Here is a 26,657-nt window from a genome sequence, read left to right on the forward strand (position 1 = left end):
GGCTGCCGGTCTCCCGCCCCAAACCGGAGACCCCTCGCCCCGCCGGGCAGCGCTACCGCGCCCGCGGATCCAGGGCGACGGCCCAGAGATCGGGTCCCTGGGGGAAGGGCGAGGGGACGAACCCGCGCACCCCCGGCTGCACCGCCCAGACGACCACGGGGTGGTAGAGGGGGAGGCCCGCCCCGGCCTCCAGCAGGTGGCGGTCCAGTTGGGCGGCGGCATTGGCCCGGCGGCGTCCCGCGGACAGAAGCAGGCGCGCCAGATCCCTCCGCGCCGCGGCCCCGGCGCCGTCCCCGGTCAGCACGAGCCCGTCCGTACCGCTCAGCCAGGGGAGGAACACCGCCTCGGGGTCCGGATACTCGGCCCAAACCGTCCAGGGAGCCAGGTGGTACGGTGCCTGCGCCCCGCCGGTCACCGGGAAGTCGGCTTCGCTGACGGTGGCCACGTCCAGCTCCAAGCCCACCCGGCCCAGCAGGTAGTCAAGGCGCCCAGATACCGCCGCCCAGAAGGGGTCGCCCGGCTGAAGCCACCGCAAGGGCGTCCCGGGCTTGACCCCCGCTTCCTGCAGCGCCGCGCGAGCCTCCAAGACCCGGTAGGGCGGCAGCACCGGCCGGTCCAGGGCACCCGGAAGGCCCGGCGGCAGCCACCCCTCTGCCAGCCGGTAGCCACCTGGCGCCAGCCCTGCCACCAGGGTCTCCCGGTCGATGGCGTAGGCCAGGGCGCGCCGGGCGGCGGGATGGGACAGGGGCGGCCGGGCGCCGTTGATGACGATGCCCACCGTGGCCGGCACCTCGACCCGCCACTGGGGACCCGACCAGCCCCGGGCCGCCAGCTCCCGCACCTCATGGGGCAGAAGGCGCACGGCCGTCAGCCGCCCCTCGGTGAAGGCGGTCAGCGTCTGGGACCGCGGGCCGGCGGCGACGAACCGCACCCGTTCCAGGTAGGGGCGGCCCCGGTAGTATCCGGTAAACGCCCCCAGCTCCAGCTCCCCTTCCCTCCGGGCCACCAGCCGGAACGGTCCGGCCCCCACCGGGGCGAAGGCGCCGCCTCCACTGGCCCGCAGGGTTTCCGCGTCGAGGATCGCACCCCCCGGCGTCGCCAGCCGGTAGAGGAAGCTGGGGCGCGGCGCGGTCAGACGGATCTCCACCCGCTCCGGGCCCAGGGCGCGGATCCCGGCGATGGTGGGGGTCTGGCCCGAACGAAACTCGGCCACCCCCTCCACCCCTTCCAGGACCCAGGCCCGCGGGGCCGGGGCCCGGGGGTCGACCAGGCGCGTCAGGCTGTACACCACGTCCGCCGCCGTCAGCGGCCGGCCGTTGTGAAAGCGGAGGCCCGGACGCAACCAAAACACGTACCGGCGGCCGCCGTCCCGCACCTCCCAGCGCCGAGCCAGGGCCGGTTGCAGGGACCCGTCGGGGGCCAGGCGCACCAGGCCCTCGTAAAGCAGGGCGGCCACCCGGACCTCCACCTCCGACCGGGCCCGGGCGGGATCCAGGCTCGCCGGCAGCGACGGAACGGCCTCGACCCACTCCCCGCCGGTGCGCCCCGGCGGCCGCTGGCCATGGGATTGGGGTGCCCGCCCGGTCCAAAGGGCCAGGACGAACAGCAGGACGGCCCCCAAGGCCAGTGTCCACCGCCAGCGCCCCGGCGCCATTCCGTCCCACCTCCGCCTGCTGAGCCGCCGGGGCATCTATACGCCGCCGCCCACCGGGCCATGCCCGGTCCGCTTCCGCCGGACTGGGTTGACAACTTTTACCTCTACACCATATCCTTACATCACCGGGCGGCCCCCGTCAAGGCTGGGGCCCGGCGCCACCGTCCCGGGTGGCGGCCGAGACCGCGAGCCGAAGGGGCTCCCGTGCGCCTTCCGGTCCGGGCGGCGGATCGCCGGCCGGCTGCACGTTGCAAGTCGGCCCCGGTGGTGGGAGCGGTGAGCCAGGGGTTCGGGAAGGGATCCCCTTGGGGAGGGGTGACGATGCCAGCGGCGGACGGGCACGGGTGGGCCCTGGCGGACGGGGACCCGGGGGGAAACACCCCCGCGGTGATGGCCGGCCGCCCGCCGGTCCCGCACAGCAGCCGCGCCTCCACGGTCGTCGGCCTGGTGTGCAGCGGCTGGCGCGGGGTCCCCGTGCTGGTGGAGACGGTGGTCGACCGCGGCCTGCCCAACTTCGTGGTCGTCGGGCTCCCTTCGGCGGCGGTCCGCGAGGCCCGGGAGCGGGTGCGGGCTGCCGTCCGTGCCGCCGGGCGGACCTTTCCCCTCCAGCGGATCACCGTCAGCCTGAGCCCGGCCGATCTGCCCAAGGAGGGGACGTCCCTCGATCTGGCCGTGGCCGTCGGGTTGCTGGCCGCCAGCGGCCAGTGCCCCCAGCCGCCGCCAGGCTGGGCCGTGTTCGGCGAGCTGGGGCTGGACGGCTCGGTCCGCCCGGTGCGGGGGGCTCTGTCGATGGCCGTGGCGGCCCGCCAGCAGGGCGCGACCCACCTGGTTTGCCCGGCCTCCAACGCTCCGGAGGTGGCCCTGCTACCCGGCATCCGCCCCCTGCCCGTCCGGCACCTGGCCGAGCTCCTGGAGCGCCTGGCGGACCCCGGCGCGGGCGTGCCCGGCCCCGTCCTCCCCCCTGCAGGCGGCGGCACCCCGGCCGCGGTGCCCGTCCCGGACCTGGCCACCGTGCGAGGACAGCCATGGGCGCGCCGCGCCCTGGAACTGGCGGCGGCCGGAGGCCATCACCTGCTTTTCCTGGGGCCGCCGGGGGCAGGGAAGACGCTGCTGGCCTCCTGCCTGGCCGGGCTGCTGCCGCCCCTGGATGACGAAGCGGCCATCGAGGTGACGGCCATCCACTCCATCGCGGGCCAGCTTCCGCCCGGGGCCGGCCTCATCACCCGCCCGCCCCTGCGGGCGCCCCACCATGCCACCCCGGTGGCGGCCATGGTGGGCGGGGGCAAGATCCCCCGGCCGGGCGAGGCCAGCCTGGCCCACCGCGGCGTCCTCTTGCTGGACGAACTGGCCGAGTTCCGGCGGGAGACCCTGGAGGCCCTGCGCGAACCGCTGGAATCGGGCGCCGTCACCGTCGCTCGCCTGGCCGGCGCCGAACGCTTCCCGGCCGCCTTCCAGCTGGTGGCCACGGCGAACCCGTGCCCCTGCGGCCAGCCGGGCGGCCGCTGCCGCTGTTCCGAGCGGCAGCTGGCCCGGTACCGCCAGGCCCTCTCCGGGCCCCTGCTCGACCGCATCGACCTGCAGGTGCGGGTGAAGCGGGCTGCCCTGCCGCCCACCGCCGCCGCCCGGGCCGAGGACTCCCGGACCGTGCGGGAACGGGTGGCGGCCGCCCGCCGGCTCCAGGCCGATCGCTTCCGCCGGCTCGGGCTCGCCCACCCGCCGGGGCAGCCGCCCGTCAACCGCTGGCTCGAGGCGGGCGACGCCGGGCGCTGGGGCCCTATGGGCCCGGCGGCCCGGCGCCTGCTCGACGCCCTGTATCGCGATGAGGCGCTGGGGCTCTCCAGCCGCGGCTTGATCAAGGTCCTGCGGGTGGCGCGCACGGCCGCCGACCTGGCAGGCCGCGACGAGATCACGGTGGACGACCTGGAGCTGGCCGCCGAGTTCCGCTTTCCACCGGGCTGGTAGGCGGGACGGGGCCGCGGCGTGCCGCCCATTCCGCGGCGGGCCGGACCGCACGGGCGGAGGCGGAGGGACGGATCGGCCATCATCACCGGCGGCGGAACCGGACGAACCTGCCGCGGGGCACGCCGCATCAGCCACGGCACGAACCGGCGGTGAGCCGCGGGCCGTCCCGGCCCGGCGCGCGGGCCAGCCCGGATCCCCGGCTACCGCTGGGCGCCGCCCTCCAGCCGCCGGTACAGGCTCACCTCCGGCCGGCCCGGCCCCGCCGGCCAGGTGATTGCCACCAGGTCGATCCGCCAGGGCGCTCCGGCCGCACCCGCCCGCGCCAGGAACCACCGCCCGGCGGCGACCAGCCGGCGAAACTTGCGGGCGTCCAGGGACTGCTCGGGGGTGCCGAAGGGGGGAAGCCCGGCTGGTGGGCGGCGGCGGGAGCGCACCTCGACGACCACCCACTCGTCGCCATCCCGGCAGATCAGGTCGGCTTCCCCCCAGGGGCAGCGGACGTTCCGGGCAACCACCCGGTAACCCAGGGCCGCCAGGTGGCGGGCGGCCAGCTCTTCCGCCTCCCGCCCCCGGCGCTGCCGGTCCCGGACCGGCCTGCCGGCCGGGGCCGGCCCGCCGGCGGGGACGGCCCGCCGGCGTCGGTCGGGGGGCCGGCGGCCAGGCGACGGCTGCCGGTCGCCGGCACCCGGGCCCGGCGGCCGGTGGGAATCGCTCACCGGTCCGCCCCTCCCAGGAAGCTCCGCCGGTGCTCCGGACAGGGACCCAGGCGGGCCAGGGCGTCTCGGTGGGCCGCCGTGGCGTAGCCCTTGTGTTGGGCGAAGCCGTAACCGGGGTAGACCGCATCCAGGCGGGCCATCCACCCGTCGCGGAACACCTTGGCCACCACCGAGGCGGCGGCGATGGCGGCCAGCCGGGCGTCGCCGTCCACCAGCGCCTCCAGCGGGTAGCCCAGGTCCCCCGGCGGGCGGCCGTCCACCAGGACCCGCTGGGGCGCGACGGGCAGGGCGTCGAGCGCCCGGCGCATGGCCAGCCGGGTGGCCCGGGCGATGTTCAGCGCGTCGATCTCTGCGGGCGTCGCCAGGCCCACGGCCCACGCCAGGGCTTGCCGCCGCACCCGGGCGGCCAGTTCCTCCCGGGCGGCGGGGGTGAGCCGCTTGGAGTCGTCGAGCCCGGGCAGGTCGGCACCGCGGGGCAGGATCACGGCAGCCGCCACCACCGGTCCCGCCAGGCAACCCCGGCCCACCTCGTCGACCCCCGCCGCCAGCAGGCCGCCGGCCGCCTGCTCCTGGGCCGCGGCCAGCTCGGCCCAGCGCCGCCGGGCGCCCTGCCAGCGGGCCCAGCGCCGGCGGGCCCGGGCCAGCAGCCCGCGGGCCCCTACCCGCGGATCCCCCTCCAGCAGCCGGATCAGATCGGGCAGCTCCTCGGGTACGGCCGCGGCCAGGCGGGCGGCCAGCTGGGCCAGGGGCGGCCGCTGCCCGCCAGCGCCGGTCTCCGCCCCTGGAAGACCTTCCTCCTGCCCCTGCCGCCCCATCGCCGGTTTCCCTCCCCCAACGCTACGGGTGGCCGGCAGCGCCGCCGCCCACCGGCCGATTTCGCAGCGGCCGATCCGGAGCGGCCCCCAGACCACGGCCCCGCGACCACCGTGTTGGACCACGGTCGACGGTTCCGGGTCGCCGGGGTCCGCTGACCCGCCCAGCCTGGGGCGACCCCGCTGCCCCGCCTGAACCTTCCATCCCTGACTGGGTCTTACATCCATTTTTATACCACAAGATGGAACGACGGAAGCTGGTGGGATGAAGAACGCAGGAGAACCTGAATATCCGTCACCGGTGGCCAGCAAGGCCTCGGTCGGGCGGGGGAACGATCATCGCCGGGTGTTCCAGGGAGAGGCGGCCGAGCTCCCCGGCGCGGAAGGCCGCCACCAGCACCGCCGCCGCCCGGTGCCCGTCGGGCTGCCCGCCCGGCCCCAGAAGCCCGCGGTGACGGGCGACCTTCTCCAGCACCGCCTCCACGGCAGCCGGATCCCGCATGTTGGCCCGCGGGGTCGCCCCCTCCCCTTTCGCTGGGGTGCCGGTCCCCGCACCGGCCGGCGCTGCCGGCGGACCCGCCGGCCCTCCGTCCGGCTCCGCGACGGCCGGGCGAGGTTCCGCCACCTGGTCCCCCGCCACCCGGCCGCCGGCCGGCGGCAGGTCAACCCCCCACCGGGCCAGGGCCGCCCGAAAGCGCGGATCCCCACCCAGCCGGTCGAGGAGGAAGCCCACGATGTCCTCGGGGGCCGCCAGCTCCGGCCCGACCAGACCCAGGGCCCCCAGCACCAGGCGCCGCGTTCCTCCCAGCCGGGGCGGCAGCACGCCGGGGGTATCCATCAGCCAAAAGGATCCCAGGTCGACCCACTGCTTGCCGCGGGTGACGCCGGGCTGGGCCCCCACCCGGGCCCGCCGCCGGCCGGCCAGCCCGTTGAGCAAGGTCGACTTGCCCACGTTGGGCAATCCCGCCACCAGCACCCGCGGCTTGAAAGCTGCCGGCGCCCGCTCCAGCCGCCGCCGCAGCCGGCTGATCAGGCGAGCATCGCCCGGCCCCTCGCCGACGAAGGGCTCGATCCCCTGGGCCTCGAACCAGCGAACCCAGGCGCGGGTGGTGGCGGGATCGGCCAGGTCGCCCCGGGACAGGACCAGCAGATGGAGCCGCCCCTCCACCATGGACGCCAGCTGGGGCGAGCGGGAGGTGAAGGGCGCCCGGGCGTCGGCCACCTCGACCACCGCGTCCACGGCCGCCACGTACCGGCGCACCTGGCGCAAGGCCCGGGCCATGTGCCCTTTGAGTGCACCGCCTTCCGCCACCGCCAACCCCTCCCCCGGCCCTCCGCCGGCCGGACCCGGGAAAACGCCGGGTCGTGGCACCCCCGGATCGTTTGCCCTCCCCCACCGCGGCGGGACCTGGGACCGCATCCCCGCGCCCCCACCGCAGGAGGGTCAGGGATGGGGCACCAGCCCCGCCTCCGACGGCGGCCAGTAGACCAGCCAGGCCCGGCCGATCACGTCGCGCAGCGGCACCGTCCACCCGCTGCGGCTGTCGTCGGAGTGGGGCCGGTTGTCCCCGAGGACGAACACGTGGCCTGGCGGCACGGTGGTGGGCGGGTAGAAGTCCACGCCCGGCTCCTTCAGATAGGGTTCCTCCAGCGGCCGCCCGTCCACGTAGACCCGGCCCTCCCGGATCGACACCGTCTCCCCCGGCAGGCCGATCACCCGTTTGACGAAATCCCGGGAGGGATCGAGGGGGTAGCGGAAGACCACGATGTCGAAGCGCTCGGGCGGATGCCAGCGGTAGGTCAACTTGTCCACCAGCAGGCGCTCGCCGTCATGCAGGGTGGGTTCCATGGAGATGCCGTCGACCAGGAAGGACTCGATGACGAACCCGCGGATGACCAGCGCCAGCACCAGCGCCACCAGCAAAGTCTGCACGACCTCGCGGGCGGCGCTTCCCCGAGACGCCACGCAGCGGTCACTCCCCTCCGCCCTTCCCCGGCAAGCCGGGCCCCGTCCCTCTCGGGCGCGGCCCCACCGCCAGGGGGCCAAATGAGAAAAAGGACTGGAAACCCAGTCCTTGGACGAACCGGCCGCCGTCGCGACCGTCACCGCTTCTCCTTGATCCGGGCCGCCTTGCCGCGGAGCTGGCGCAGGTAGTTCAGCCGTGCCCGGCGCACCTTGCCGCGCCGCGTCACCTCGATGCGCTCGATGGCGGGCGAGTGCAACGGGAACACCCGCTCCACGCCCACGCCCGAGGCGATCCGCCGGACGGTGAAGGTCTCGTCCAGGCCACCGCCCCGCCGGGCGATCACCGTCCCCTCGAAGACCTGGATGCGCTCCCGGCCGCCCTCCTTGACCTTGAGGTGCACGCGCACCGTGTCGCCGGGGCCGAACTCGGGCACGTCCTGCTTCATGTACTCCTGTTGCAGGCTCTTGATCAGGTCCATCCCGCTTCCGCTCCTTCGGTCCACCGTTGAAACCACGGCGGGATTATATCACACCGGCGGCCGGTTCCTCCCCAGCCGAGCCGCCGCTTCCGCGAGAAAACGCCGGTCCTCGGGGGTCAGGGCCACCCGTTCCAGCAGGTCGGGCCGCCGCTCCAGGGTGCGCAAGAGGGCCTGCTGGCGGCGCCAGCGGGCGACTTCCCCGTGGTCGCCGCTGAGCAAGATGTCGGGCACCGCCATGCCCCGGTAAACCCGGGGCCGGGTGTACTGGGGCCCCTCCAGCAGCCCGCTGCTGAAGGAGTCCTGCTCGGCCGCCCCCTCCGCCAGGACCCCCGGCAGCAGCCGCACCACGGCGTCGATCAGCACCAGGGCGGCCAGCTCGCCGCCGGTCAACACGTAGTCCCCGATGGAGATCTCGTCGGTCACCAGGGCCTGCCGCACCCGCTCGTCGACGCCCTCGTAGTGGCCACAGAGCAGCACCAGCCAGTGCCGCCGGGCCAGGTCCGCCGCCACCTGCTGGGTCAGGGTCCGTCCCTGGGGCGCGAGCAGGATGAACTCCACCCCAGGCCCGCGCCGCCGGGCACCCCCGGGTCCCAGCAGCTCGTCCACCGCCCGGAAAATGGGCTCGGGCTTCAGCACCATCCCCGGACCGCCGCCAAAGGGCCGGTCGTCGGTAACGTGGTGCTTGCCCTCGGCCCAATCCCGCAGGTTGTGGACGTACAACCGGACGGCGCCCCGCTCCCGGGCCTTCCGCATCATGCTGGTCTCCAGGGGGGCCCGGACCATCTCCGGGAACAGGGTGAGGACGTCGATGCGCACGCCGTGCCTCCTTGCCGGCCCTCCGGCTCAGTCCAGCAGCCCCGGCAGATCCCCCAAGAGCAACCGGCCGCCTTCCAGGTCGATGGCCGCCACCGCCTGCCGGATCGCCGGGATCAGGAACTCCCGCCCACCCATGCCCTCCACCACGATGACGTCGTTGGCGGGGTAGCGCAGCACATCGCGCACCCGGCCCACCGGCTGGCCCTGGGCGTCGAAGACCTCGAGCCCGACCAGTTGGAAGACGTAGTACTGCCCCGGCGGCAAGGGCGGGACCCGGTCTTCGGGGACCTGCAGCGCCCCACCCCGCAGGGCCTCGGCCGCGGTTCGGTCGGGGCAGCCGGCCAGCTTGACCCGCCAGAACCGCCCGTGGGGCCGGGCCCACTCCACCCGGTCGGGCCGGGCCGGTGCCCCGTCGGGCGGGGCGACCAGCACCTCCAGGCCCGGCCGCAGCCGCTGGGGATCGTCGCTCAGCAGGTCGACCTTGACCTCGCCGCGGATGCCCCAAGGCGCCAGGATGGCGGCCAGGGTCACCGGCCGGCCGTCCCCCGCCCGGCCCCGTCCAGGATCTCCACCTCGACCCGCTTGCCGGCGCGGGCGCCCACGGCCCGGGCCACCGTGCGGATGGCGCGGGCGATGCGGCCCTGCTTGCCGATGATCTTGCCCACGTCCTCGGGCGCCACCCGCACCTCGAGGATGACCGTCTGCTCGCCCGCCACCTCGTTGACCCGCACCTGGTCCGGGTGATCCACCAGCGAGCGGGCCAGGAACTCCACCAGGTCCTTCATCCCGCGTCACCTCGATCGCCTCCCGGGCCGCGAACCCAGGCGGGCCGCACCGCGACCGACCGCCGACCGGGGGGCGCCGGTCGCCGGTCCCGGGTCCGGGCCCACGGGTCGCCGCTCAGGCCCCGGCCCGCTTCTGCTGCCACTTCTCCAGCACGCCGGTGCGCTTGAGGAGCACCCGCACCATGTCAGTGGGCTGGGCCCCCTTGCGCAGCCACTCGATGGCCTTCTCCTCGTTGATCTTGATGGTCGCCGGGTCCGTCGTGGGGTTGTAGTAACCGATCTCATCGACGAACCGGCCGTCCCGCGGCGAGCGGGCGTCGGCCACCACCACCCGGTAGAAGGGGTTGTTCTTGGCGCCCATCCGGCGCAGGCGCATGCGCAGCGCCACGCCCCATCACCTCGCAGTCTTTTCTCGAGCGTCGCTCGCGACTTCACCGCAGCGGCTTCCCAGGCGGGGTCGGCCGCGCTGGCGACTCCACGCCCGCGGCCTCCCGCCACCGTGCCCCCGGCTGGGATCGCGCCGGGGGACCGCCGGCCCGGCGGGCCGCCGCCCCGGCGGGACCGCCGGCGCGACGGCCCCCACGGGGCTATCGGGGGAAGGGCAGCTGGCCCAGCCCCCGCCGGCCGCGGCGGGCCGCCCCGGCCATCTGCTTCATCAGCCGCTGGGTCTCAGCAAATTGCTTGAGCAGCCGGTTGACGTCCTGCACCCGGGTGCCGCTGCCCAGGGCGATGCGCCGCCGCCGGCTGGCGTTGATGATCTCCGGCCGGCGGCGCTCCTCGGGCGTCATCGACTGGATGATCGCCTCGATCCGGCGCAGCTCCCGCTCGTCCACCGTCACGTCCTTGAGCCGGCTGCCCAGCCCGGGGATCATGGCCAGCAGCTGGTCCAGCGGCCCCATCTTGCGCACCTGGCGCAGCTGCTCGAGAAAGTCCTCCAGGTCGAAGGCCTGCTCCCGCAGCTTGCGCTCCAGCCGCTGGGCCTGCTGGGCGTCGAAGGCCGCCTGGGCCTTCTCGATCAGCGAGAGCACGTCGCCCATGCCCAGGATGCGGGAGGCCATGCGCTCCGGGTGGAAGGGTTCGAGCTGGTCGACCCGCTCCCCCAGCCCGGCGAACTTGATCGGCCGCCCCGTCACCGCCCGCACCGACAGGGCCGCACCGCCCCGGGCGTCGCCGTCCAGCTTGGTCAGGATGACGCCGTCGATGCCCAGGCGCCGGTGGAAGGTCTCGGCCACGTTGACGGCGTCCTGGCCGGTCATGGCGTCGACCACCAGCAGGATCTCCCGCGGTACCACCGCCTGCCGGATGCGCTCCAGCTCCTCCATCAGGGCGTCGTCGATGTGCAGCCGGCCGGCGGTATCGATCAGCACCACATCCCGGCCCCGGCGCCGGGCCTCGGCCACCCCCTCCCGGGCGATGTCCACCGGATCGCGATCGGTGCCCGGCGCGTAGACGGGCACCTGGACCTGCTGGCCCAGAGCGACCAGCTGCTCCACCGCCGCAGGACGGTAGACGTCGGCGGCCACCAGCAGCGGCTGCCGCCCCTGCTTGGCCAGCAGCCGGGCCAGCTTGGCGGCGGTGGTCGTCTTGCCCGAGCCCTGAAGGCCCACCAGCAGGACCACGGCCGGCAGCTCGCCGCCCAGGTCGAGCCGCGCGTGCTGCCCGCCCATCAGCTGGGTCAGCTCGTCGTGGACGATCTTGATGACCTGCTGGGCGGGGGTCAGGCTCTCCAGGACCTCTTGGCCCACCGCCCGCTCCCGGACGCGGGCGATGAAGTCCTTGACGACCTTGAAGTTGACGTCGGCTTCCAGCAAGGCGAGGCGGACCTCCCGCAGCGCCGCCTCGACGTCGGCCTCGGTGAGCTTGCCCTTGCCCCGCAGCCGCTTGAAGACCGATTGGAGCTTCTCCGCCAGGCCCTCGAAGGCCATGCTCACACCTCGCCTTGCTCGTTCCCCGGCCCGCGCCCACCCTCTCGGGGGCCGGCCGCAGGGCGGTTCCCCGGCCCGGGCCCCGGCCCGGCCCGCCCGGCCTGGCCGGTCCCCTGGGGTCCGGCCTGCAGGTCCCGCCGCAGCCGGTCCACCACCCGCAGGGCCTGTTCGAGCCGGTCCACCAGCCGGGCCGCACCGCCTCCGCCCCCGGAGCCGGCCTGGGCCGCCGCATCGGCCAGCAGCGCCTCCAGCCGCTCCAGCTGGCCGGCCGCCCGCTGCCGCCAGGCGCCGAGGCCCAGGGCGCCTTCGGCCTCCTCCAGCAGCGCCTCGCCACGCCGCAGCAGGTCGTGGACCGCCTGGCGGGAGATGCCCAGGTGTTCGGCCACCTCCCCCAGCGAGAGGTCCTGCCAGTGGTAGAGCTCGAAGACGTCCTGCTGGCGCGGGGTCAAAAGCCCGCGGTACAGGTCGTACAGGCCGTGCAGGCGCAGGCTTCGCTCCAGGGGATCGCCACCGTCGTCGCCGTCGCCGCCCGACCGGGTCCGGGCGTCCGGCCGCGCGGCGGGCGGCTCGGCCCCGGGACCGGCCACCGGGATGGCCCCAGCGGCCGCCGGGACGGCCTCGCCCGCCGGTGGAAGACCGGTACCGGCTCCGCCGGCCTGCCGGTCCCCGCCCCGGTCGAGCCGGCCGTGGCCGGCTCCCTCGCCGCGGCCGGTCCCCTTGTCTCTGGCCATGCTCGCGCCCCCCGGCCCAGACCCGGCGGGGGCACGATGGCCGCGGAACCGGAGCCCGGCGCCCCCGCCCGGCCGGCTGCACCGCCAGCCATGGTACGCCACCGGCTCAGGGCGTGTCAAGCAAAACTCCTTGACAATGTGCCGGAAACCTCGACCGGAAACCCCGCCCGGCAACTCCGGCCAGAAACCAGGGCCGGAAACCTGGGCCACAAACCCCGCGGAGGCCGCGCCCGGCACCGGCGCCGCTGCCACGGGCGCGGCTACGGTCAAGCCCCCGCCTCGGCGGGCGTCCCCTCGAACAGCGCCCGGATGAACTCAGCCGGGTCGAAGGGCGCCAGGTCGTCGGCGCCCTCGCCGGTCCCCACCCACTTCACCGGCAGGCGCAGCTCGTCGGCGATGGCCATGGCCATGCCGCCGCGGGCCGTGCCGTCCAGCTTGGTCAACACGATCCCCGTCACCCCGACGGCCTCGGTGAAGTGGCGCGCCTGGGCCAGGGCGTTCTGGCCGGTGGTGGCATCCAGGACCAGCAGCACCTCGTGGGGCGCCGTCGGGTCCAGGCGCTGCAGGACCCGCTGGGTCTTGCGCAGCTCCTCCATCAGGTTGACCCGGGTGTGGAGCCGGCCGGCGGTGTCGACCAGCAGCACGTCGGCGCCCCGCGCCTGCGCTGCCTGCAGGGCGTCGAAGGCGACGGCCGCGGGGTCGGCACCCGGGTGCTGGCGGACCAGGTCGGCCCCCACCCGCTGGCACCAGCGCTCCAGCTGGTCGATGGCGGCGGCCCGGAAGGTATCGGCGGCGCCGACGACCACCTTGTAGCCCTCCTGGCGGTAGCGGGCGGCCAGCTTGCCCACGGTGGTCGTCTTGCCGCTGCCGTTGACGCCCACCACCAGGATCACCAGGGGCGCCGCCCCCGTGCCCGGCCGGGCGGGTGGCGCCGCCACGGCCTCCAGCATGGCCTGCATCTCCTGGGCCAGGAGCCCCGGCACCGCCGCCGCATCCCGCACCCCGGCGGCCCGCACCCGCTCCCGCAACCGCTCCAGCAGGCGCTGGGTCGTCGCCACCCCCACGTCGGCGGTGATCAGCACGGCCTCCAGGTCGTCGTACAGGGCCTCATCCAGGGACGCGCCCTGGACCACGGCCCGGATCCGCCCGGCCAGCTGCTCCCGGGTCCGGGCCAGGCCCGCCTTGAGCTTGCTCCAGATCATGGTGCGACCTTCCTCTCTCGGTCCTCTCGACCCTCGAAAAGGGCGGCGCCCCCGTCCCCCGCTGGCCGGGCGTCGCCCGGTGGCCGGGCGGGCGTCTCACCCCCGGCCGCCACCTCGGCCAGGCGCACCGACACCACCCGGGAGACACCCGACTCCGGCATGGTGACGCCGTAGAGGGTGTCGGCGGCGGCCATCGTCCCCTTCTGGTGGGTGATGACGATGAACTGGGTGCCGGTGAACCGGCGCAGGTAGCGGGCGAACCGGTCCACGTTGCGGTCGTCCAGGGCCGCGTCGATCTCGTCCAGCAGGCAGAAGGGCGTCGGCTTGACCCGGATCAGGGCGAGGAGCAGGGCGATGGCCGTCAGCGCCCGCTCGCCGCCGGACAGCAAGGACAGGTGTTGCAGCCGCTTGCCCGGGGGCTGGGCCACCACCTGGACGCCGGCCTCCAGGGCGTCGCCCTCGCCCAGCACCAGGTCGGCGTGGCCGCCGCCGAAGAGCTCGCGGAAGACCTGCCGGAACTCCACCCGCAGCCGCTCGTAGGTGACCCGGAAGATCCGCTCCATCTCCCGGTCCATCTCGGCCAGCACGGTGCGCAAGGCCTCCCGCGCCTGCTGGAGGTCGCGGTACTGCTGCTCGAGGAAGGCGTAGCGCTGGCACACCCGCTCGTGCTCCTCCACCGCCGCCAGGTTGACCTCGCCCAAGGCGGCCATGCGCCGGCGCAGCTCGGCGGCCCGCCGTTCCCCCTCCTGCCAGCCGGGTGGCGGCTCGTCGGGCACCTCCTGCACGCCGTAGTCCTCGGCCAGCCGCGCCACCAGGCGGTCCCGCTCCGTCTCCAGCCGGGCCGCCTCCACCTCCAGCCGCCGCAAATCCTCGGCCAGGCGGTCGAGCTCGGCCCGGGCGGCCACGACCTCCCCTTCCACCGCCTCCAGCTGGGCCGCCAGCCGGTCCCGTTCCTGGCGCGCCGCCTCCACGTCCTGGCGGCAAGCGTCCACCCGGGCTTCGTGCTCGGCAGCCGCCACCTGCAGCTGCTCCCGCTGGTCGCCCAGCTCGGCCCGCTCCCGCTCGAGCCGACCCGCCTCCTCCTGCCAGCGGGCCGCCTCGGCGTCCAGCCGCTCCGTCTCCTGGCGCGCCCGCTGGGCCTGTTCGGCCAGGAGGCGCCCCTCCCGGGCCAGCCCTTCCACCCGGGCGGTGGCCCGGGCCAGGGCGGCCGCCGCCTCGTCCCGCCGGGCCCGGGCCTCCCGCACCGCAGCCTCAGCAGCGGCCACGGCCGCGGCCGCCTGCCGGGCCCGTTCCTCGGCCGCCTCCACCTGGCCGGCCGCCGCCTCCTCGGGGCCTGCGGCGCTGGCCAGTTCGTCCAGCTCGGCCTGCAGGTCCAGGGCGGTCGCCTCCACCTGCCGGCGCTGCTGGGCCGCCGCCTGGCGCTGCTGTTCCAGCCGGGCCCGGGCCACGGCCTCTTGCTGCCGCCGCCGGCGGGCCTCTTCGAGGGCGGCCGCCGCCCGGCTCGCCGCTTCCTCCGCCCGCCGGCGGCGTTCCTCCGCCTGGGCGAGGGCAGCGGCCAGCTGCTCGATGCGCGTCCGCAGGGCCTCCACCTGGCGGCGCCGGGCCAGCAGCCCCGCCGACTCCTGGCGGCGGTTGTCGTGGCCGCCGGTCATGGCGCCCCCGGGGTGAATGACATCGCCGTCCAGGGTGACGATGCGGTAGCGCTGGCCGCTGGCCGCCGCCAGGCGCCGCGCTGCGGGCAGGTCTTCGGCGATCAGGATCCGTCCCAGCAGGTGGGCCAGGGCCGGCCGCAGGGACGGGTCGAACTGGACGGCGTCGATGGCCCAGGCCACCGCACCGGGCTGGCGGTCCAGGTGCCGGTCGGCCTCCGCCGGCGCCGCGGGCCGGATGGTGTCCAGGGGCAAGAAGGTGGCCCGCCCGGCCCGGGCCCGCTTCAAGGCCTCGATGGCCGCCTCGGCGCCGGCCGCCGTGCGGGTGATCAGGTTCTGCAGCCCCGGTCCCAGGGCGACCTCCACCGCCCGCTCCAGGTGGGGCTCCACCCGGATCAGCTCGGCCACCGCCCCGACGACGTCACGGAAGGCCGGCTCGCCCGCATCCCGGCCGGCCAGCACCGCCCGCACCCCGGCGAAGAAGCCCTCGTGGTCCCGCTCCATCTCCTCCAGGACCCGCAGCCGGGACCCAGCCTCCCCTGCCTGCTGGCGCAACTGCTGGGCTTCGCGGGCGGCCGCCCGGGCCTCGTCCTGGGCGGCGGCCAGCGCCCGGCGGGCGTCCTCCTCCTGGCGCCCGGCCTCGGCAGCGGCGGCGGCCAGCCGTTCCAGCTCCGCCCCGGCGGCCCGCTCGGCCTCCGCCAGGCGGGCCGCCTCGGCCTCCAGGCCCGCCAGCCGGTCCCTGAGCCGCTGGGCCCGCTGGGCCGCCTGGGCCCGCTCCCGCTGCCGCGCCTGCTGCTCGTTGCGCAGCCGGCTGGCCTCCTGCAGGGCCTCCAGGTGGGCCTCCCGGGCGGCGGCCAGGGCCGCCTCGGCCGCTTCCAGGGCCCGCGCCGCCTCGTCGACGGCCGTTCGGGCCTGGGCCTCCTCCCGGCGCGCCGCCTCCAGCTCGGCGACCAGGGCCTGGTGGCGGCGGGCCGCCTCCTCCGCCCCGGCCACCCGGGCCGCCCGCTGGCCGGCCAGCTCCGTGGCCCGCCGGGCCAGCTGCCGCTGGCGCTCCTCCAGGTGGGTGGCCCGTTCCTCCAGCACGGCCAGGCGGGTACGGACCCCCTCCAGGGCCCGCTCGGCCTCGGCCAGGGCCGCCCGGGCCGCCTCCAGCCGCTCCTCCTGGGCGCGGGCCTGCGCCCGCAACCGGTCGCGGCTCGCCTCGGCCGTCACCAGCCGGGCCCGGGCCGCCGCCAGCTGCTGGCGCACCCCCTCCAGGCGCCGGGCCTGTTCGTCCAGGCGCCGCTGGGCCTGTACGGCCTGGGCCGTGACCATGCGGGCCTCCAGCTCGGCCAGCTCGTCCCGCCACTGGCGATAGAGGTGGGCCCGCCGCGCCTGGTCCGTCAGGCCGTCCAGGCGATCCTCCAGTTCCCGCAGGATGTCGCCCAGCCGCAGCAGGCGGTGCTCGGCGTCCTCCAGCCGCCGCAGCGCCTCCTTCTTCCGCATCTTGAAGCGGGTGATGCCCGCCGCCTCTTCCAAGAGGCCGCGGCGGTCCTCGTCCCGGGCACTGAGGATCTCGTCGATCTTGCCCTGCCCGACCACCGAATAGGCTTCCCGGCCGATGGCGGTGTCGTACAGCAGTTCCTGCACATCCCGCAGCCGCACCCGCTGGCCGTTGAGCAGGTAGTCGCTGCCGCCGGCCCGGTCGACCCGCCGCGCCACCGTCACCTCGCTGTAGTCGATGGGCAGCCGGCCGTCCTCGTTGTCCAGGACCAGGACGACCTCGGCCAGGCCGACGCCCTTGCGGGTGGCGGTGCCCGCGAAGATCACGTCCTCCATCTTGCTGCCCCGCAGCTGGCGGGCGCTCTGCTCGCCCAGGACCCAGCGGACGGCGTCGACCAGGTTGCTCTTGCCGCTGCCGTTGGGGCCGACGATGGCCGTGACCCCCGGCCCGAACTCCAGCCGGGTGCGGTCGGCGAAAGACTTGAACCCGTACAGTTCCAGCCGTTTGAGGTACATGGTGGCCTCCCCGACAGAAAAAAACCTGCCGTGGCACGGGGTCCAACGGGCAGGTCGGTCGGACGAACCCGGCCCCGGGCGGCCCGGGGCGCCGGGCGATGGCTAGCGGGGCTCGACGATGAACTTGATGGCCGTGCGCTGCTGGCCGTCGATCTCGATGTCGGCGAAGGCCGGGATGACCACCAGGTCGATGCCGTTGGGGGCCACGTAACCCCGGGTGATGGCGATGGCCTTCACCGCCTGGTTGACCGCCCCGGCGCCGATGGCCTGCACCTCGGCGGTGCCGTCTTCCCGCAGCACGGCGGCCAATGCCCCCGCGACCGCCTTGGGCCGCGAATTGGCCGAGACCCTCAGCACCTGCACCACGGCGACTCCTCCCCCAGAGCGAGCCATGGAAACGGCTGTGGTGGAACCAATGGCTTTGCTGGCGACCCTCTACGCAGGCAGGTCTCGGGGGATGTTTCGGCGGGATGGGATGCGGTTCCTTCCGTTCCGCGCCTCAGCCGCAGCTCGCCCGGCCGCCGGAACCCCCGGCGCCGCCCGAGCCACCGGCGCTACCGGAGCCACCCCCGCTAGCGGGGCCAGCCGCGCTGGCGGGATCACCGGCCGGGCCTGTGCCGCCGGGGCCACCGGCCGGGCCTGCGCCAGCGGGGCCGCGGGCCGGGCCCGCGCCGCCCGGTTCCTCCAGCTGGGCCAGGGCCAGCCGCGCGGCCTCCCGCTCGGCCACCTTCTTGCTGCGTCCCACCGCCTGGGCCAGCGGCCGGCCGCCCACCCGCACCTCCACCGTGTAACGGGGGTCGTGCTCGGGGCCGGCGGCATCGACCACCCGGTAGCTGGGCTCGCCCAGGCCCAGGCGGCGGGACGCCTCCTGCAGGGCGGTCTTCGGGTCGTCGCAGGCGCCCGAGCTCTCGGCCAGCCGGCGGATGTCGTCGCCCAGGGTGCGCAGGATGAAGGCGCGGGCCCCTTCCAGCCCCGCCTGGAGGTAGACCGCCGCCACCATCGCCTCGTAGGCGTCGGCCAGGACCGACGGGCGCTGGCGGCCGCCGGTGGCCTCCTCGCCCCGCCCCAGGCGCAGGAGCTCGCCCAGCCCCAGGCGCTGGGCGGTGGCCGCCAGGGTCTCCGCCCGCACCACGGCCGCCCGCAGCTTGCTCAGCTCGCCCTCGGGCCGCTGGGGGTAGGTGCGGAAGATGTGGTCGGTGACGCACAGGTTCAGGACCGCATCCCCTAAGAACTCCAGCCGCTCGTTGTCCGAACCGGCGGTGTCCGGGTGCTCGGCGCGGTAGGAGGCGTGGGTCAGGGCCTCCAGGAAGAGCTCGGGCTGGGCGGGTTCCACCCCCGCCAGGGCGGCCACGGGTTCGAGCCAGCCCGGCTCCCCGGCCCGCGGGAACCGGCTCGGGGCCGGCGCCGCTGGTCCCGGCGCCTCCCCGGGCGGGTTCGTCCCCCCGTCGGCCACCGGCGAGGCCGGCCCAAGCCCGGTCTCCGCCGCCGCCGGATCGTCCCCTGCGCCCGGCGCCCCCCGGCCGGCGGCCTCCACGGCGCCGTTCTCGGGCAGGGCGCCGTTCACCCCGCCCGCGGGCCGGCTTGCCCGGTCAGCCGCCACGGTCCTCCGCCCCCGCCTCGAACCGCCGGAAGGCCAGGCACGCGTTCTGCCCGCCGAAGCCGAAGGAGTTGGACAGGGCCACCCGGATGGCCCGCGGCCGCGCCTGGTTGGGCACGTAGTCCAGGTCGCACTCCGGGTCGGGGTCCTCCAGGTTGATGGTGGGCGGCAGCACGCCGTCCCGCAGGGCCAGGACGGTCAGGATCGACTCCACGGCGCCCGCGGCGCCCAGCAGGTGGCCGGTCATCGACTTGGTCGAGCTGACCGCCAGGCGGTAGGCGTGGTCACCGAAGACCCGCTTGATCGCCTGGGTCTCCGCCACGTCCCCCTGGGGCGTGGAGGTGCCGTGGGCGTTGATGTAGTCCACGTCGGCCGGGTCGAGGCCGGCGTCGGCCATGGCCGCTTCCATGGCCCGGGCCCCGCCCTCCCCGCCCGGCGCCGGCTGGGTGATGTGGTGGGCGTCGGCCGTCGTCCCGTAGCCGATGATCTCGGCATAGATCCGGGCCCCCCGCCGGCGAGCATGCTCCAGCGTCTCCAGGATCAGCGCCCCGGCCCCCTCCGCCATGACGAAGCCGTCCCGGCCCCGGTCGAAGGGCCGCGAGGCCGCCTGGGGGGCGTCGTTGCGGGTCGAGAGGGCCTTCATCGCGCAGAAGCCCGCCAGCCCCAGGGGCACGATGGCCGCCTCCGCCCCGCCGGTGATCATGACGTCGGCCTCGCCCCGCTGGAGGATGCGGAACGCCTCGCCCACCGCATGGGCCGAGGCCGCGCAGGCCGTCACCACGGTGCTGTTGGGCCCCCGGGCCCCGTAACGGATGGCCACCTGGCCGGCCGCCATGTTGGCGATCATCATCGGGATGAAGAAGGGGCTCACCCGATCGGGGCCCCGCTCGGCCATCACGGCGGCCTGCTCGACGAAGGTCTCGATGCCGCCGATGCCGGTGCCCATCAGCACGCCCAGCCGGCGCCCGTCCATGGCCGCCGGATCGATCCCGGCGTCCGCCAGGGCCATCGCCACGCTGGCCATGGCGAACTGGGTGAAGCGGTCCATCCGCCGCGCTTCCTTGCGGTCGATGAAGGCGGTGGGGTCGAAGTCGGGCACCTCACCCGCGATCTGGCACGGGAACGGCGACGGGTCGAACCGGCTGATGCGCCGGATGCCCGAGCGGCCGGCCAGCACCCCTTCCCAGAGGGCCTCCACGCCGATGCCCAGGGGCGTGACGGCCCCGACACCGGTGATCACCACGCGGTGCCGCATACAGGCTCCTCCACTCCTTTCCGGCCGGCGGGCGCCCCGCCCGGAGGCGGGGCGCCGCGGCCGCCGCGGGGATGCCACCCGGCGGGATCACTTGTGGGACTCGATGTACTGGATCGCATCCCCCACGGTGGCGATCTTCTCCGCATCCTCGTCGGGGATCTCCAGGTCGAACTCCTCTTCGAGGGCCATGATCAGCTCCACGATGTCCAGCGAGTCGGCCCCCAGGTCCTCGATGAACCGGGCCTCCGGGGTGACGCTGGCCTCATCGACCCCCAGCTGCTCGACGATGATGGCCTTGACCCGCTGGAAAAGGGCCTCGTCTGCCATGTTGCCACCTCCTTTCCCCCTCCGCGGTGCCGGATGGCGCCGCGGCCGGATCCACCGGTCCCGGCGGCGGGACGCCGGTCCCGCCGGGGGTGCCCGGAGTCCGCCGGGTCAGCCCAGGGACAGCCCGCCGTCCACCACCAGCACCTGGCCGGTGATGTAGGCGGCCCCGTCGGAAGCCAGAAAAACGGCGGCGTGAGCTACGTCTTCCGGCGTGCCCAGCCGCCCCAGGGCGATGCGCTGGGCGAGGGCGTCGCGGTACTCCGCCGCCAGCTCGCCCGTCATGTCGGTGGCGATCAGGCCCGGGGCGATGGCGTTGACGGTGATGCCGCGGGACCCCAGCTCCCGGGCCAGGGCCTTGGTCAGGCCCACGACCCCTGCCTTGGCCGCCACGTAATTGGCCTGGCCGGCGTTGCCGGTCAGGCCCACCACCGACGTGATGTTGATGATCCGCCCCGAGCGCTGCCGCAACATCACCCGCGCCGCCGCCTTGCAGGTGAAGAACAGGCTGCGCAGGTTGGTGTTCAGCACCTCGTCCCACTGTTCCGGCTTCATCCGCAGGATCAGGCCGTCCCGGGTGATGCCGGCGTTGTTGACCAGGATGTCCAGGCGGCCGCCGAAGGCCTCGGCCGCTTGTTCGACCAGGCGCGTCGCCTGGTCGCCGTCGGCCACGTCGGCCTGGAAGGCGACGGCTTCGCCGCCCCGGGCCCGGATCCCGGCCACCACCGCCTCGGCGGCCTCCGCCGAGGCTCGGTAGTTGATGGCCACCCGGGCCCCCGCCGCCGCCAGGGCCTCGGCGATGGCCCGCCCGATGCCGCGGGAGCCGCCGGTGACCAGGGCCACCCGGCGATCAAGGTTCATGCTAGCAGACCCCCTTCAGGACGGGCAACCAGCGCCAGGATCTCGACCGCGTCAAGCTTCGATAGGCGGATCCCCCGGTCGGTTTCTCCGTTATGCCACAGAGGGGCTTGCCAGGCGGCGGAGCACCCGCACCCACTCTCGGTCCGAGTGCGGCCCGTAGAGCGCCGGAATCCGGGCTCGCAGCCACGTGGCAGCCTCTTCGAGTTCCGCCAGGGACGGCGGGTGGCGGAGGACCGCGCGTTGGGGCGCCGACGGGGCGGGCCCCCCATGGCGCCGACGCCAGGCCGGCCGGGTAAAGCGGTCGAGTTCGTTGTTCGCTCGAGCCGCCAACAGGCGGGCCAGGTGCCGGGCCCCTCGCTCGCTCCACGCTGCCCCGCGCCGCTTCATCCGCCGAGCGAGCACGTGATAGTTCTCCGCCTCGATCGCGCCCAGCCGCCGGGCTTCCGGGTTCGCGACGATGCCGTCCCAGTGGTTCTTCAAGTACTGCTTCAGTTCTTGGACACGCTCGCGCGCTTCGCCCCGCGCCCGCCGGGCAGCGGCTTTCAGGATCGCCTCCACCTCGGCCCACGGCTTGCCCTCGGTCAGGGCCTCCGCCAGCTGCTGGTGGGCTTCCGCGTCGTGCCGCAGCCCCCGCCGCATGGCCCGTTTCAGGTGGAACGGATCGAGGCGATACGAAGCCCGCGGAAGGTACTCCAGCACCTTGCGGATCCACGGTGCCCCGTCGCCCCCCACCGTGCACTGGCCGACCCGCGACCAATCCCACTCCCCTGCAAAGGCCGCCAGCGCCTCCTCGATGGACGCCGTCCCTTCACCCACCGTCACGTGCACCCGCCGGTTCTTCAGCACCGTCCGCCCGCGCGCATCGGTCGCCTTGCCCTCATACGCCACGGCATGCATCAGCGCGATCCGCTCTTTCTTCCCATCCGGCCCACGACGGCGGCCCCGGACGAGCAACTCGTCAAACTCCATGTCCACGGCCGCCGCGGCCCGGCGCCCGGCCGGAACGTCGCCCCGATCAAAAACCGCGTTCCGCTGCGCTTTGGCCTCCCGGTCCGCGAGGGCCCCAGCCGCCTGGACGTCCGCCCACAGGGCCATCGGGCTCAGCCGCACGCTCCCGCACGTCACCCGCTCCAGCCATGCCGCCGCGGCCCCAAACGGCACCTGGGTGCACAGCTCCGTCCCCAACTCCCGCACCAGGGGGGAGTACCGCTGGCGCGGCTCCAGCCCCAGCATCTCATCGAGCAAAAACCGCCGCTCCCCGCTGTGCCGGTCCTTGTAATACCGCCGCTCCCACCGGATCTCCCCAAACCACGTCAGCAGGCTACGTGCCTGCCGGTTCACCGACTTCCACCGCTGCCGATCCCGCTGCTCCATCAGCTGCTGATCCAGCGCCTCTAGCGCCGTGGCCAGAAGCTGCCGGGCCGCATCCTGCGTCCCCTGGGCCACCTCGTATTCCAGCGCCCGAAAGTCCGGCGCCTCCCGAAGCGCCTTCTCCACCACCTGGGCCAGCCGCAAGGTGATCTCAAACAGTTGGCGAAATACCCACATGAGAGACCTCACCTCCACCTTGAGCGGGGTGAACCGTTGTCCCCCGTGGGACAACCTGGTGAGGTCTCTCCTTCGTTTTTGGACCTCCCAGCACCTACCGAAACTTTAGGCAGTCAGGATCCTCCTCCGCCGTGCCAGCGGGGACGGCCTCCAGGCCCTTGTCGATGCGGCGGGCGAACCCCGTCAGGGTCTTGCCCGGCCCCATCTCCACCAGCCGCGTGATGCCCTCCTGCTGCATCCGCCGCACCGACTGCTCCCAGCGCACCGGGTGGTCGACCTGCTGAACCAGAAGCTCCCGGATCCGCTCAGGATCGGTCACGGGTTCCGCGGTCACGTTCGCCACCACGGGGATCCGCGCCGGCCGGAAGGGGACCTCCGCCAGCACCTCGGCCAGCCGGCGGGCAGCCGGTTCCATCAGCCGGCAGTGGAAGGGGGCGCTGACGGGCAGCAGGACCGCCTTGCGGGCGCCGGCCTCCCGCGCCTGCTGGACGGCGGCCTCCACCGCCGCCCGCTGGCCCGCCACAACGATCTGGCCCGGGCAGTTGTAGTTGGCCGGTTCCACCACGCCGGCACCGGCCTCCATCAGCCGGCGGCAGAGCTCCTCCACCGCCTCCGCGTCCAGCCCCAGCAAGGCCGCCATCGCACCCTCACCGGGCGGCACCGCCTCCTGCATGAACCTTCCCCGCAGCCGCACCACGCGGGCGGCATCGGCCAGCTCCAGGACGCCGGCCACCACCAGGGCGCCGTACTCGCCCAGCGACAGCCCGGCCGCCATGGCGGGCTCTAGGCCGCGGTCCTCCAGCACCCGCCAGCACGCCACCCCGACGGCCAAAAGGGCCGGCTGCTGGTACTCGGTGAGCTGCAGCTGCTCCTCGGGCCCTTCGAAGCACAGGCGGGCGATGTCGAAGCCGGCGGCCTCGGACGCTTCGGCGAAGACCTGGCGCGCCTCGGGAAACCGCTCGTACAGGTCCCGACCCATGCCGACGTACTGGGCGCCTTGCCCCGGGAAGACCACGGCCGTCGCGCTCACCGGACCTCACCTCCCCCCGCCGCCCCGCCCCGCGGCGCTCCCGTCGCCGCCACGGCGGCCGGATCCGGGGCCGCTTGCGGCGCCCCCTCGTCCGCGGATGCCGCGCCTTCCCCTGCGTCGCCCGGCGCCCCCACGGCCGAGGCCGGAGCCGGAGCGGCGACGGCGGGCGGGTTCGACCCCTCTTGCCGGGCGCGCCCGCGGGCGGCCTGCTCCCGGATCCAATCCGGCAGGCGGTACTCGGGCTCGTGCCCCGGCATCTCCAAGGGGCGGGCGCCCGGCCGGTCGTAGCCCCAGCGCAGAACGGCCGCGCCCCAGGTGAGCCCGCCGCCGAAGGCCACCAGCAGCACCCTCTGGCCGGCCCGGACCCGCCCCGCAGACAGGGCTTCGTCCAACGCGACGGGGATCGAAGCGGCGGAGGTGTTGCCGTACCGGTCGATGTTGACCACCACGCGGTCTAGGGGCAGGTCGAACCGGCGGGCCGAGGACTCGATGATGCGGTAGTTGGCCTGATGGGGTATGTACAGGTCGACGTCCTCGAAGGTCAGCCCGGCCTGGGCCAGGGCCGCCTGGGCCGCATCGCCCATGGTCTTGACGGCGAACTTGAAGACCTCCCGCCCGTTCATCTGGACGAAGTGCAGGCCCCGGGCGACCGTCTCCGGCGACGCGGGCAGCCGCGAGCCGCCGGCCGGCTGCTTGAGCAGGTCACCGCCCGAGCCGTCGGCCCCCAGGTACAGGCCCAGGATCCCCTCGCCCGGCGCGGCGGGGCGCAAGACGGCGGCCCCCGCCCCGTCACCCAGCAGCACGCAGGTGCGCCGGTCGCTCCAGTCGATGATCTTGGACAGGGTCTCGGCGCCCACGACCAGCACGGTGTCGTAGAGGCCGGCGGCGACGAACTGGGCGCCCACCGCCAGCCCGTAGACGAACCCCGAGCAGGCCGCCTCCAGGTCGAACCCGGCCGCCCGGGTCGCCCCCAGGCGGTCCTGGAGCAGGCAGGCGGTGGACGGGAAGGGCATGTCCGGCGTGACCGTGGCGACGATGATCAGGTCCACCTGGTCCGGGCGGACCCCCGCCTCCTCCAGGGCCCGCCGGGCGGCCACCTCCGCCAGGTCGGAGGTGGCGATGGACGGATCGGCCACCCGCCGCTGGCGGATGCCCGTCCGGGTGCGGATCCACTCGTCGTCGGTGTCCACCACCTCTGCCAGGTGGTCGTTGGTCACCACCACCGGCGGCACGCAGGCGCCGATGCCGGCGATGGTCACCCCTCTACCGGCCGCGACCAAGGGCTTCACCATCCTCCTTGCCGATGGACTCGCCGATGCGGTGGAGCAGGCGTCCCTGGCACGCCTTCACCGCCACGCCGATGCCGTTGGCGAAGGCCCGCGTGTCCGACGAGCCGTGGCACTTGAACACCAGGCCGTCAAGGCCCAGGAAGAGCGCCGCTCCGTACTCGCCGTAGTCCAGCCGCCGGCGCACGCCCACCAGCACGGGGCGCAACAGCAGGGCGGCCACCTTGGCGAGGGGCCGGCGCGCCACCTCGGCCTTGAGCAGCTGCCAGCAGGCCTGGCCGGCTCCTTCCATGGCCTTGAGGGCGACGTTGCCCGTGAAGCCGTCGCAGACCACCACGTCGGCCACGCCCGCCAGCAGGTCGCGGGCCTCCACGTTGCCCACGAAGTCGAGCCCGCTGCGGGCCAGCCGGTCATGGGTCTCGCGGTAGAGCCGGTTGCCCTTGCCGGCCTCGCTGCCGATGTTGAGCAGGGCGACCTTGGGGGAGGGGCGGTCCAGCACCTGCCGGGCGTAGACGGCGCCCATCAGGGCGTACTGGAGCAGCTGCTCCGGGTCGGCCTCGGCGCTGGCGCCCAGATCGAGCATCAAGAAGCCGCGGCCGTCCAAGGTGGGAAGCACGGCCGCCAGCGCCGGGCGGGCGACGCCGGCCAGGGTCCCCAGCAGCAGCTTGCCCGCGGCCATGACCGCCCCGGTGCTGCCGGCGGAGACGAAGGCATCGGCCTCTCCGTCCCGGACCAGGCGCATCCCCACGGCGATGGAGGAGTCCTGCTTGCGCCGCAGGGCCGCCACCGGCGCGTCCTCGGCCTCGATCACCTGGGAGGCGTGGACGATCCGGCCCGGCGGCGGCGATCCGGCCCCCTGCCGGTGGAGCTCCGCCGCCACCCGGTCCTGGGGTCCGACCCAGAGGATGTCCACCGGCCAGCGGCGTGCCGCCTCAAACCCCGCGGCCACCGGGACGGCTGGCGCCCCGTCGCCGCCCATGGCGTCGACGGCGATCCGCCAGCGGCGGGCCGTGCCGGGTTCGATCCCCGTCATGGCCGTCCCTCCCCGGGTGCCGGGACCGGCGCCGCGGCCGGTTCGTCCGCCAGCACCTGCACGACGAACTTGCCGCGGAAGATCACGTCGTCGCCGGCCCGAGTCTGCACCAGCACCACGGGCGCGCCGTCCCGCCGGTGGCGCAGCACCACGGCCTTGGCCACCAGGCGCTGGCCCACCTGGACGGGCTTCTTGTACTTGACGTTGGCCACCGAGGTGAAGGCCAGCTCGGCGTCGACCACGGCCAGGGCCAGGGAGTCGGCCTGGGCCAGGATGTACTGGCTGCGCACCATCCGGGTCCGGGCAAAGGCCATCTCGGGGGTCGTCTGCAGGATGGAGATGCCGAAGCGGCCGAGCTCCAGGTCAACCAGCTCGCCGACGATCTCCCGCAGGGGCAGCGCCCGCACCCGCCCGTGGACCCGCTCGGCCACGGCCCGGACCCGCTCCCGGACGGCCGGGATGCCGAGGCGCATCCGGTCCAGCCGGATGGTGGCCACACTGACGCGGAAGCGCTCGGCCAGCTCCTCGTCGGTGAGGAAGGGGTTCTCCTGCAGGAGCTGCAGCAGGCGGGCCTGGCGGGTGGCCCGGGAGTCGCGGCCGTCCCGGGGCGATAGAGCCCCGCCGGCCCCGGTGCGAGCCGGCGACGGGCTGGGAGGCGACGGGTTCGACGTCCCGGGCGCGCTCCGGCCGGCCCCGGCGCCGGTCCCGGCCACGGTCTGTGGATGGGCCAGGGAAAGGGGAGGCTCGAAATTTGTCACCTGATGATAACCCCCGGTCATAATAGCTGCCCTTAGGACCCGAGCAAAACTACCGCCAGTATACGCGAGCCCGGTCCCCGTGCCAAGCCGGGAAAACCCTTCCAGCCAGGCCGGTGCCGGGCCGGCCCAATACGAAGGCGCCGCCCCGGGGGTCTGCCCGCCAGGACGGCGCCATGATGATCGCCATGATGATGATGTCCCGATGGCGTCGCGATGGCGGCCGGCGCCGCCGGCGGCCCGGCCAACCCGGCGGCCTCGGTGCCGGCCCCG

At 74.9% G+C, this 26,657-nt stretch carries 25 protein-coding genes; 1 reads left to right on the forward strand and 24 read right to left on the reverse strand.

What is annotated here, in order from left to right:
- Positions 1-52 precede the first annotated feature (52 nt).
- Entirely contained in the window at positions 53-1,654 is a 1,602-nt protein-coding gene (locus ACYQ02_RS02550) for an ABC transporter substrate-binding protein (RefSeq protein ID WP_460038868.1), read from the reverse strand.
- Positions 1,655-1,975: 321 nt separating this feature from the next.
- Between ACYQ02_RS02550 and ACYQ02_RS02555 the strand changes: the two genes are divergently transcribed.
- The gene (locus ACYQ02_RS02555) at positions 1,976-3,616 is read left to right on the forward strand and encodes a YifB family Mg chelatase-like AAA ATPase (protein WP_460038869.1); all 1,641 of its coding nucleotides are present in this window, start codon (positions 1,976-1,978) and stop codon (positions 3,614-3,616) included.
- A 200-nt stretch (positions 3,617-3,816) separates the two neighbouring features.
- On the opposite strand, the gene ACYQ02_RS02560 is transcribed toward ACYQ02_RS02555, so the two are convergent.
- The 23 genes from ACYQ02_RS02560 to fapR all read right to left on the reverse strand — a co-directional run bounded on the left by ACYQ02_RS02560 (position 3,817) and on the right by fapR (position 26,387).
- Positions 3,817-4,332, reverse strand: a complete 516-nt coding sequence (locus ACYQ02_RS02560) for a YraN family protein (protein ID WP_460038870.1) — start codon at positions 4,330-4,332, stop codon at positions 3,817-3,819.
- Complete coding sequence (locus tag ACYQ02_RS02565) at positions 4,329-5,147, reverse strand: ribonuclease HII (protein ID WP_460038871.1); 819 nt, start codon at positions 5,145-5,147, stop codon at positions 4,329-4,331. Before ACYQ02_RS02565 ends, ACYQ02_RS02560 begins: the two co-directional genes overlap by 4 nt.
- A gap of 292 nt (positions 5,148-5,439) precedes the next feature.
- The gene (locus tag ACYQ02_RS02570) at positions 5,440-6,456 is read right to left on the reverse strand and encodes a GTPase (protein WP_460038872.1); all 1,017 of its coding nucleotides are present in this window, start codon (positions 6,454-6,456) and stop codon (positions 5,440-5,442) included.
- Between the two features lie 132 nt (positions 6,457-6,588).
- Entirely contained in the window at positions 6,589-7,077 is a 489-nt protein-coding gene (gene lepB / locus ACYQ02_RS02575; RefSeq protein ID WP_460038873.1) for a signal peptidase I, read from the reverse strand.
- A gap of 170 nt (positions 7,078-7,247) precedes the next feature.
- Positions 7,248-7,589 (reverse strand): 50S ribosomal protein L19, encoded by a 342-nt coding sequence (rplS, locus tag ACYQ02_RS02580; RefSeq protein ID WP_460038874.1) that lies wholly within the window; start codon positions 7,587-7,589, stop codon positions 7,248-7,250.
- A gap of 48 nt (positions 7,590-7,637) precedes the next feature.
- Complete coding sequence (trmD, locus tag ACYQ02_RS02585) at positions 7,638-8,405, reverse strand: tRNA (guanosine(37)-N1)-methyltransferase TrmD (RefSeq protein ID WP_460038875.1); 768 nt, start codon at positions 8,403-8,405, stop codon at positions 7,638-7,640.
- Between the two features lie 27 nt (positions 8,406-8,432).
- A complete protein-coding gene (gene rimM / locus ACYQ02_RS02590; protein ID WP_460038876.1) occupies positions 8,433-8,936 on the reverse strand; it encodes a ribosome maturation factor RimM in 504 nt (167 codons plus the stop codon).
- A complete protein-coding gene (locus tag ACYQ02_RS02595; protein WP_460038877.1) occupies positions 8,933-9,190 on the reverse strand; it encodes a KH domain-containing protein in 258 nt (85 codons plus the stop codon). Before ACYQ02_RS02595 ends, rimM begins: the two co-directional genes overlap by 4 nt.
- 115 nt (positions 9,191-9,305) lie before the next feature.
- Positions 9,306-9,578: a 30S ribosomal protein S16 gene (gene rpsP, locus ACYQ02_RS02600; RefSeq protein WP_460038878.1), complete on the reverse strand. Its 273-nt coding sequence runs from the start codon at positions 9,576-9,578 to the stop codon at positions 9,306-9,308.
- A 199-nt stretch (positions 9,579-9,777) separates the two neighbouring features.
- A complete protein-coding gene (gene ffh / locus ACYQ02_RS02605) occupies positions 9,778-11,115 on the reverse strand; it encodes a signal recognition particle protein (protein ID WP_460038879.1) in 1,338 nt (445 codons plus the stop codon).
- Positions 11,116-11,117: 2 nt separating this feature from the next.
- Complete coding sequence (locus ACYQ02_RS02610; RefSeq protein ID WP_460038880.1) at positions 11,118-11,846, reverse strand: sigma factor-like helix-turn-helix DNA-binding protein; 729 nt, start codon at positions 11,844-11,846, stop codon at positions 11,118-11,120.
- Positions 11,847-12,112: 266 nt separating this feature from the next.
- On the reverse strand, positions 12,113-13,048 hold the full coding sequence (gene ftsY / locus ACYQ02_RS02615) for a signal recognition particle-docking protein FtsY (protein WP_460038881.1): 936 nt from the start codon (positions 13,046-13,048) through the stop codon (positions 12,113-12,115).
- The gene (gene smc, locus ACYQ02_RS02620) at positions 13,045-16,695 is read right to left on the reverse strand and encodes a chromosome segregation protein SMC (RefSeq protein ID WP_460038882.1); all 3,651 of its coding nucleotides are present in this window, start codon (positions 16,693-16,695) and stop codon (positions 13,045-13,047) included. The genes ftsY and smc overlap by 4 nt, the downstream gene beginning before the upstream one ends.
- A 102-nt stretch (positions 16,696-16,797) precedes the next feature.
- Positions 16,798-17,058 (reverse strand): stage V sporulation protein S, encoded by a 261-nt coding sequence (locus ACYQ02_RS02625; protein WP_460039033.1) that lies wholly within the window; start codon positions 17,056-17,058, stop codon positions 16,798-16,800.
- A 136-nt stretch (positions 17,059-17,194) separates the two neighbouring features.
- The gene (rnc, locus tag ACYQ02_RS02630) at positions 17,195-18,295 is read right to left on the reverse strand and encodes a ribonuclease III (RefSeq protein ID WP_460038883.1); all 1,101 of its coding nucleotides are present in this window, start codon (positions 18,293-18,295) and stop codon (positions 17,195-17,197) included.
- On the reverse strand, positions 18,285-19,547 hold the full coding sequence (gene fabF, locus ACYQ02_RS02635) for a beta-ketoacyl-ACP synthase II (RefSeq protein ID WP_460038884.1): 1,263 nt from the start codon (positions 19,545-19,547) through the stop codon (positions 18,285-18,287). Before fabF ends, rnc begins: the two co-directional genes overlap by 11 nt.
- A gap of 87 nt (positions 19,548-19,634) precedes the next feature.
- Positions 19,635-19,874 (reverse strand): acyl carrier protein, encoded by a 240-nt coding sequence (gene acpP, locus ACYQ02_RS02640; RefSeq protein WP_006905001.1) that lies wholly within the window; start codon positions 19,872-19,874, stop codon positions 19,635-19,637.
- Between the two features lie 108 nt (positions 19,875-19,982).
- Entirely contained in the window at positions 19,983-20,732 is a 750-nt protein-coding gene (fabG, locus tag ACYQ02_RS02645) for a 3-oxoacyl-[acyl-carrier-protein] reductase (protein WP_460038885.1), read from the reverse strand.
- A gap of 90 nt (positions 20,733-20,822) precedes the next feature.
- A complete protein-coding gene (locus ACYQ02_RS02650; RefSeq protein WP_460038723.1) occupies positions 20,823-22,280 on the reverse strand; it encodes an ISLre2 family transposase in 1,458 nt (485 codons plus the stop codon).
- Positions 22,281-22,374: 94 nt separating this feature from the next.
- Entirely contained in the window at positions 22,375-23,310 is a 936-nt protein-coding gene (gene fabD, locus ACYQ02_RS02655; RefSeq protein ID WP_460038886.1) for an ACP S-malonyltransferase, read from the reverse strand.
- Positions 23,307-24,602 (reverse strand): beta-ketoacyl-ACP synthase III, encoded by a 1,296-nt coding sequence (locus ACYQ02_RS02660; protein WP_460038887.1) that lies wholly within the window; start codon positions 24,600-24,602, stop codon positions 23,307-23,309. Before ACYQ02_RS02660 ends, fabD begins: the two co-directional genes overlap by 4 nt.
- Entirely contained in the window at positions 24,574-25,629 is a 1,056-nt protein-coding gene (gene plsX, locus ACYQ02_RS02665) for a phosphate acyltransferase PlsX (protein WP_460038888.1), read from the reverse strand. The genes ACYQ02_RS02660 and plsX overlap by 29 nt, the downstream gene beginning before the upstream one ends.
- Positions 25,626-26,387 (reverse strand): transcription factor FapR, encoded by a 762-nt coding sequence (gene fapR / locus ACYQ02_RS02670; protein WP_460038889.1) that lies wholly within the window; start codon positions 26,385-26,387, stop codon positions 25,626-25,628. Before fapR ends, plsX begins: the two co-directional genes overlap by 4 nt.
- Positions 26,388-26,657 lie beyond the last annotated feature (270 nt).

This window comes from Thermaerobacter litoralis, assembly GCF_054654595.1.

Coding starts and splice junctions, on each gene's coding strand:
- ACYQ02_RS02555 (WP_460038869.1), top strand. CDS start 1,976: ATGCCAGCGGCGGACGGGCACGGGTGGGCCCTGGCGGACGGGGACCCG.
- ACYQ02_RS02565 (WP_460038871.1), bottom strand. CDS start 5,147: ATGGGGCGGCAGGGGCAGGAGGAAGGTCTTCCAGGGGCGGAGACCGGC.
- ftsY (WP_460038881.1), bottom strand. CDS start 13,048: ATGATCTGGAGCAAGCTCAAGGCGGGCCTGGCCCGGACCCGGGAGCAG.
- ACYQ02_RS02610 (WP_460038880.1), bottom strand. CDS start 11,846: ATGGCCAGAGACAAGGGGACCGGCCGCGGCGAGGGAGCCGGCCACGGC.
- ACYQ02_RS02595 (WP_460038877.1), bottom strand. CDS start 9,190: ATGAAGGACCTGGTGGAGTTCCTGGCCCGCTCGCTGGTGGATCACCCG.
- ACYQ02_RS02550 (WP_460038868.1), bottom strand. CDS start 1,654: ATGGCGCCGGGGCGCTGGCGGTGGACACTGGCCTTGGGGGCCGTCCTG.
- plsX (WP_460038888.1), bottom strand. CDS start 25,629: ATGACGGGGATCGAACCCGGCACGGCCCGCCGCTGGCGGATCGCCGTC.
- fabG (WP_460038885.1), bottom strand. CDS start 20,732: ATGAACCTTGATCGCCGGGTGGCCCTGGTCACCGGCGGCTCCCGCGGC.
- ACYQ02_RS02650 (WP_460038723.1), bottom strand. CDS start 22,280: ATGTGGGTATTTCGCCAACTGTTTGAGATCACCTTGCGGCTGGCCCAG.
- ACYQ02_RS02660 (WP_460038887.1), bottom strand. CDS start 24,602: ATGGTGAAGCCCTTGGTCGCGGCCGGTAGAGGGGTGACCATCGCCGGC.
- rplS (WP_460038874.1), bottom strand. CDS start 7,589: ATGGACCTGATCAAGAGCCTGCAACAGGAGTACATGAAGCAGGACGTG.
- fabF (WP_460038884.1), bottom strand. CDS start 19,547: ATGCGGCACCGCGTGGTGATCACCGGTGTCGGGGCCGTCACGCCCCTG.
- smc (WP_460038882.1), bottom strand. CDS start 16,695: ATGTACCTCAAACGGCTGGAACTGTACGGGTTCAAGTCTTTCGCCGAC.
- ffh (WP_460038879.1), bottom strand. CDS start 11,115: ATGGCCTTCGAGGGCCTGGCGGAGAAGCTCCAATCGGTCTTCAAGCGG.
- acpP (WP_006905001.1), bottom strand. CDS start 19,874: ATGGCAGACGAGGCCCTTTTCCAGCGGGTCAAGGCCATCATCGTCGAG.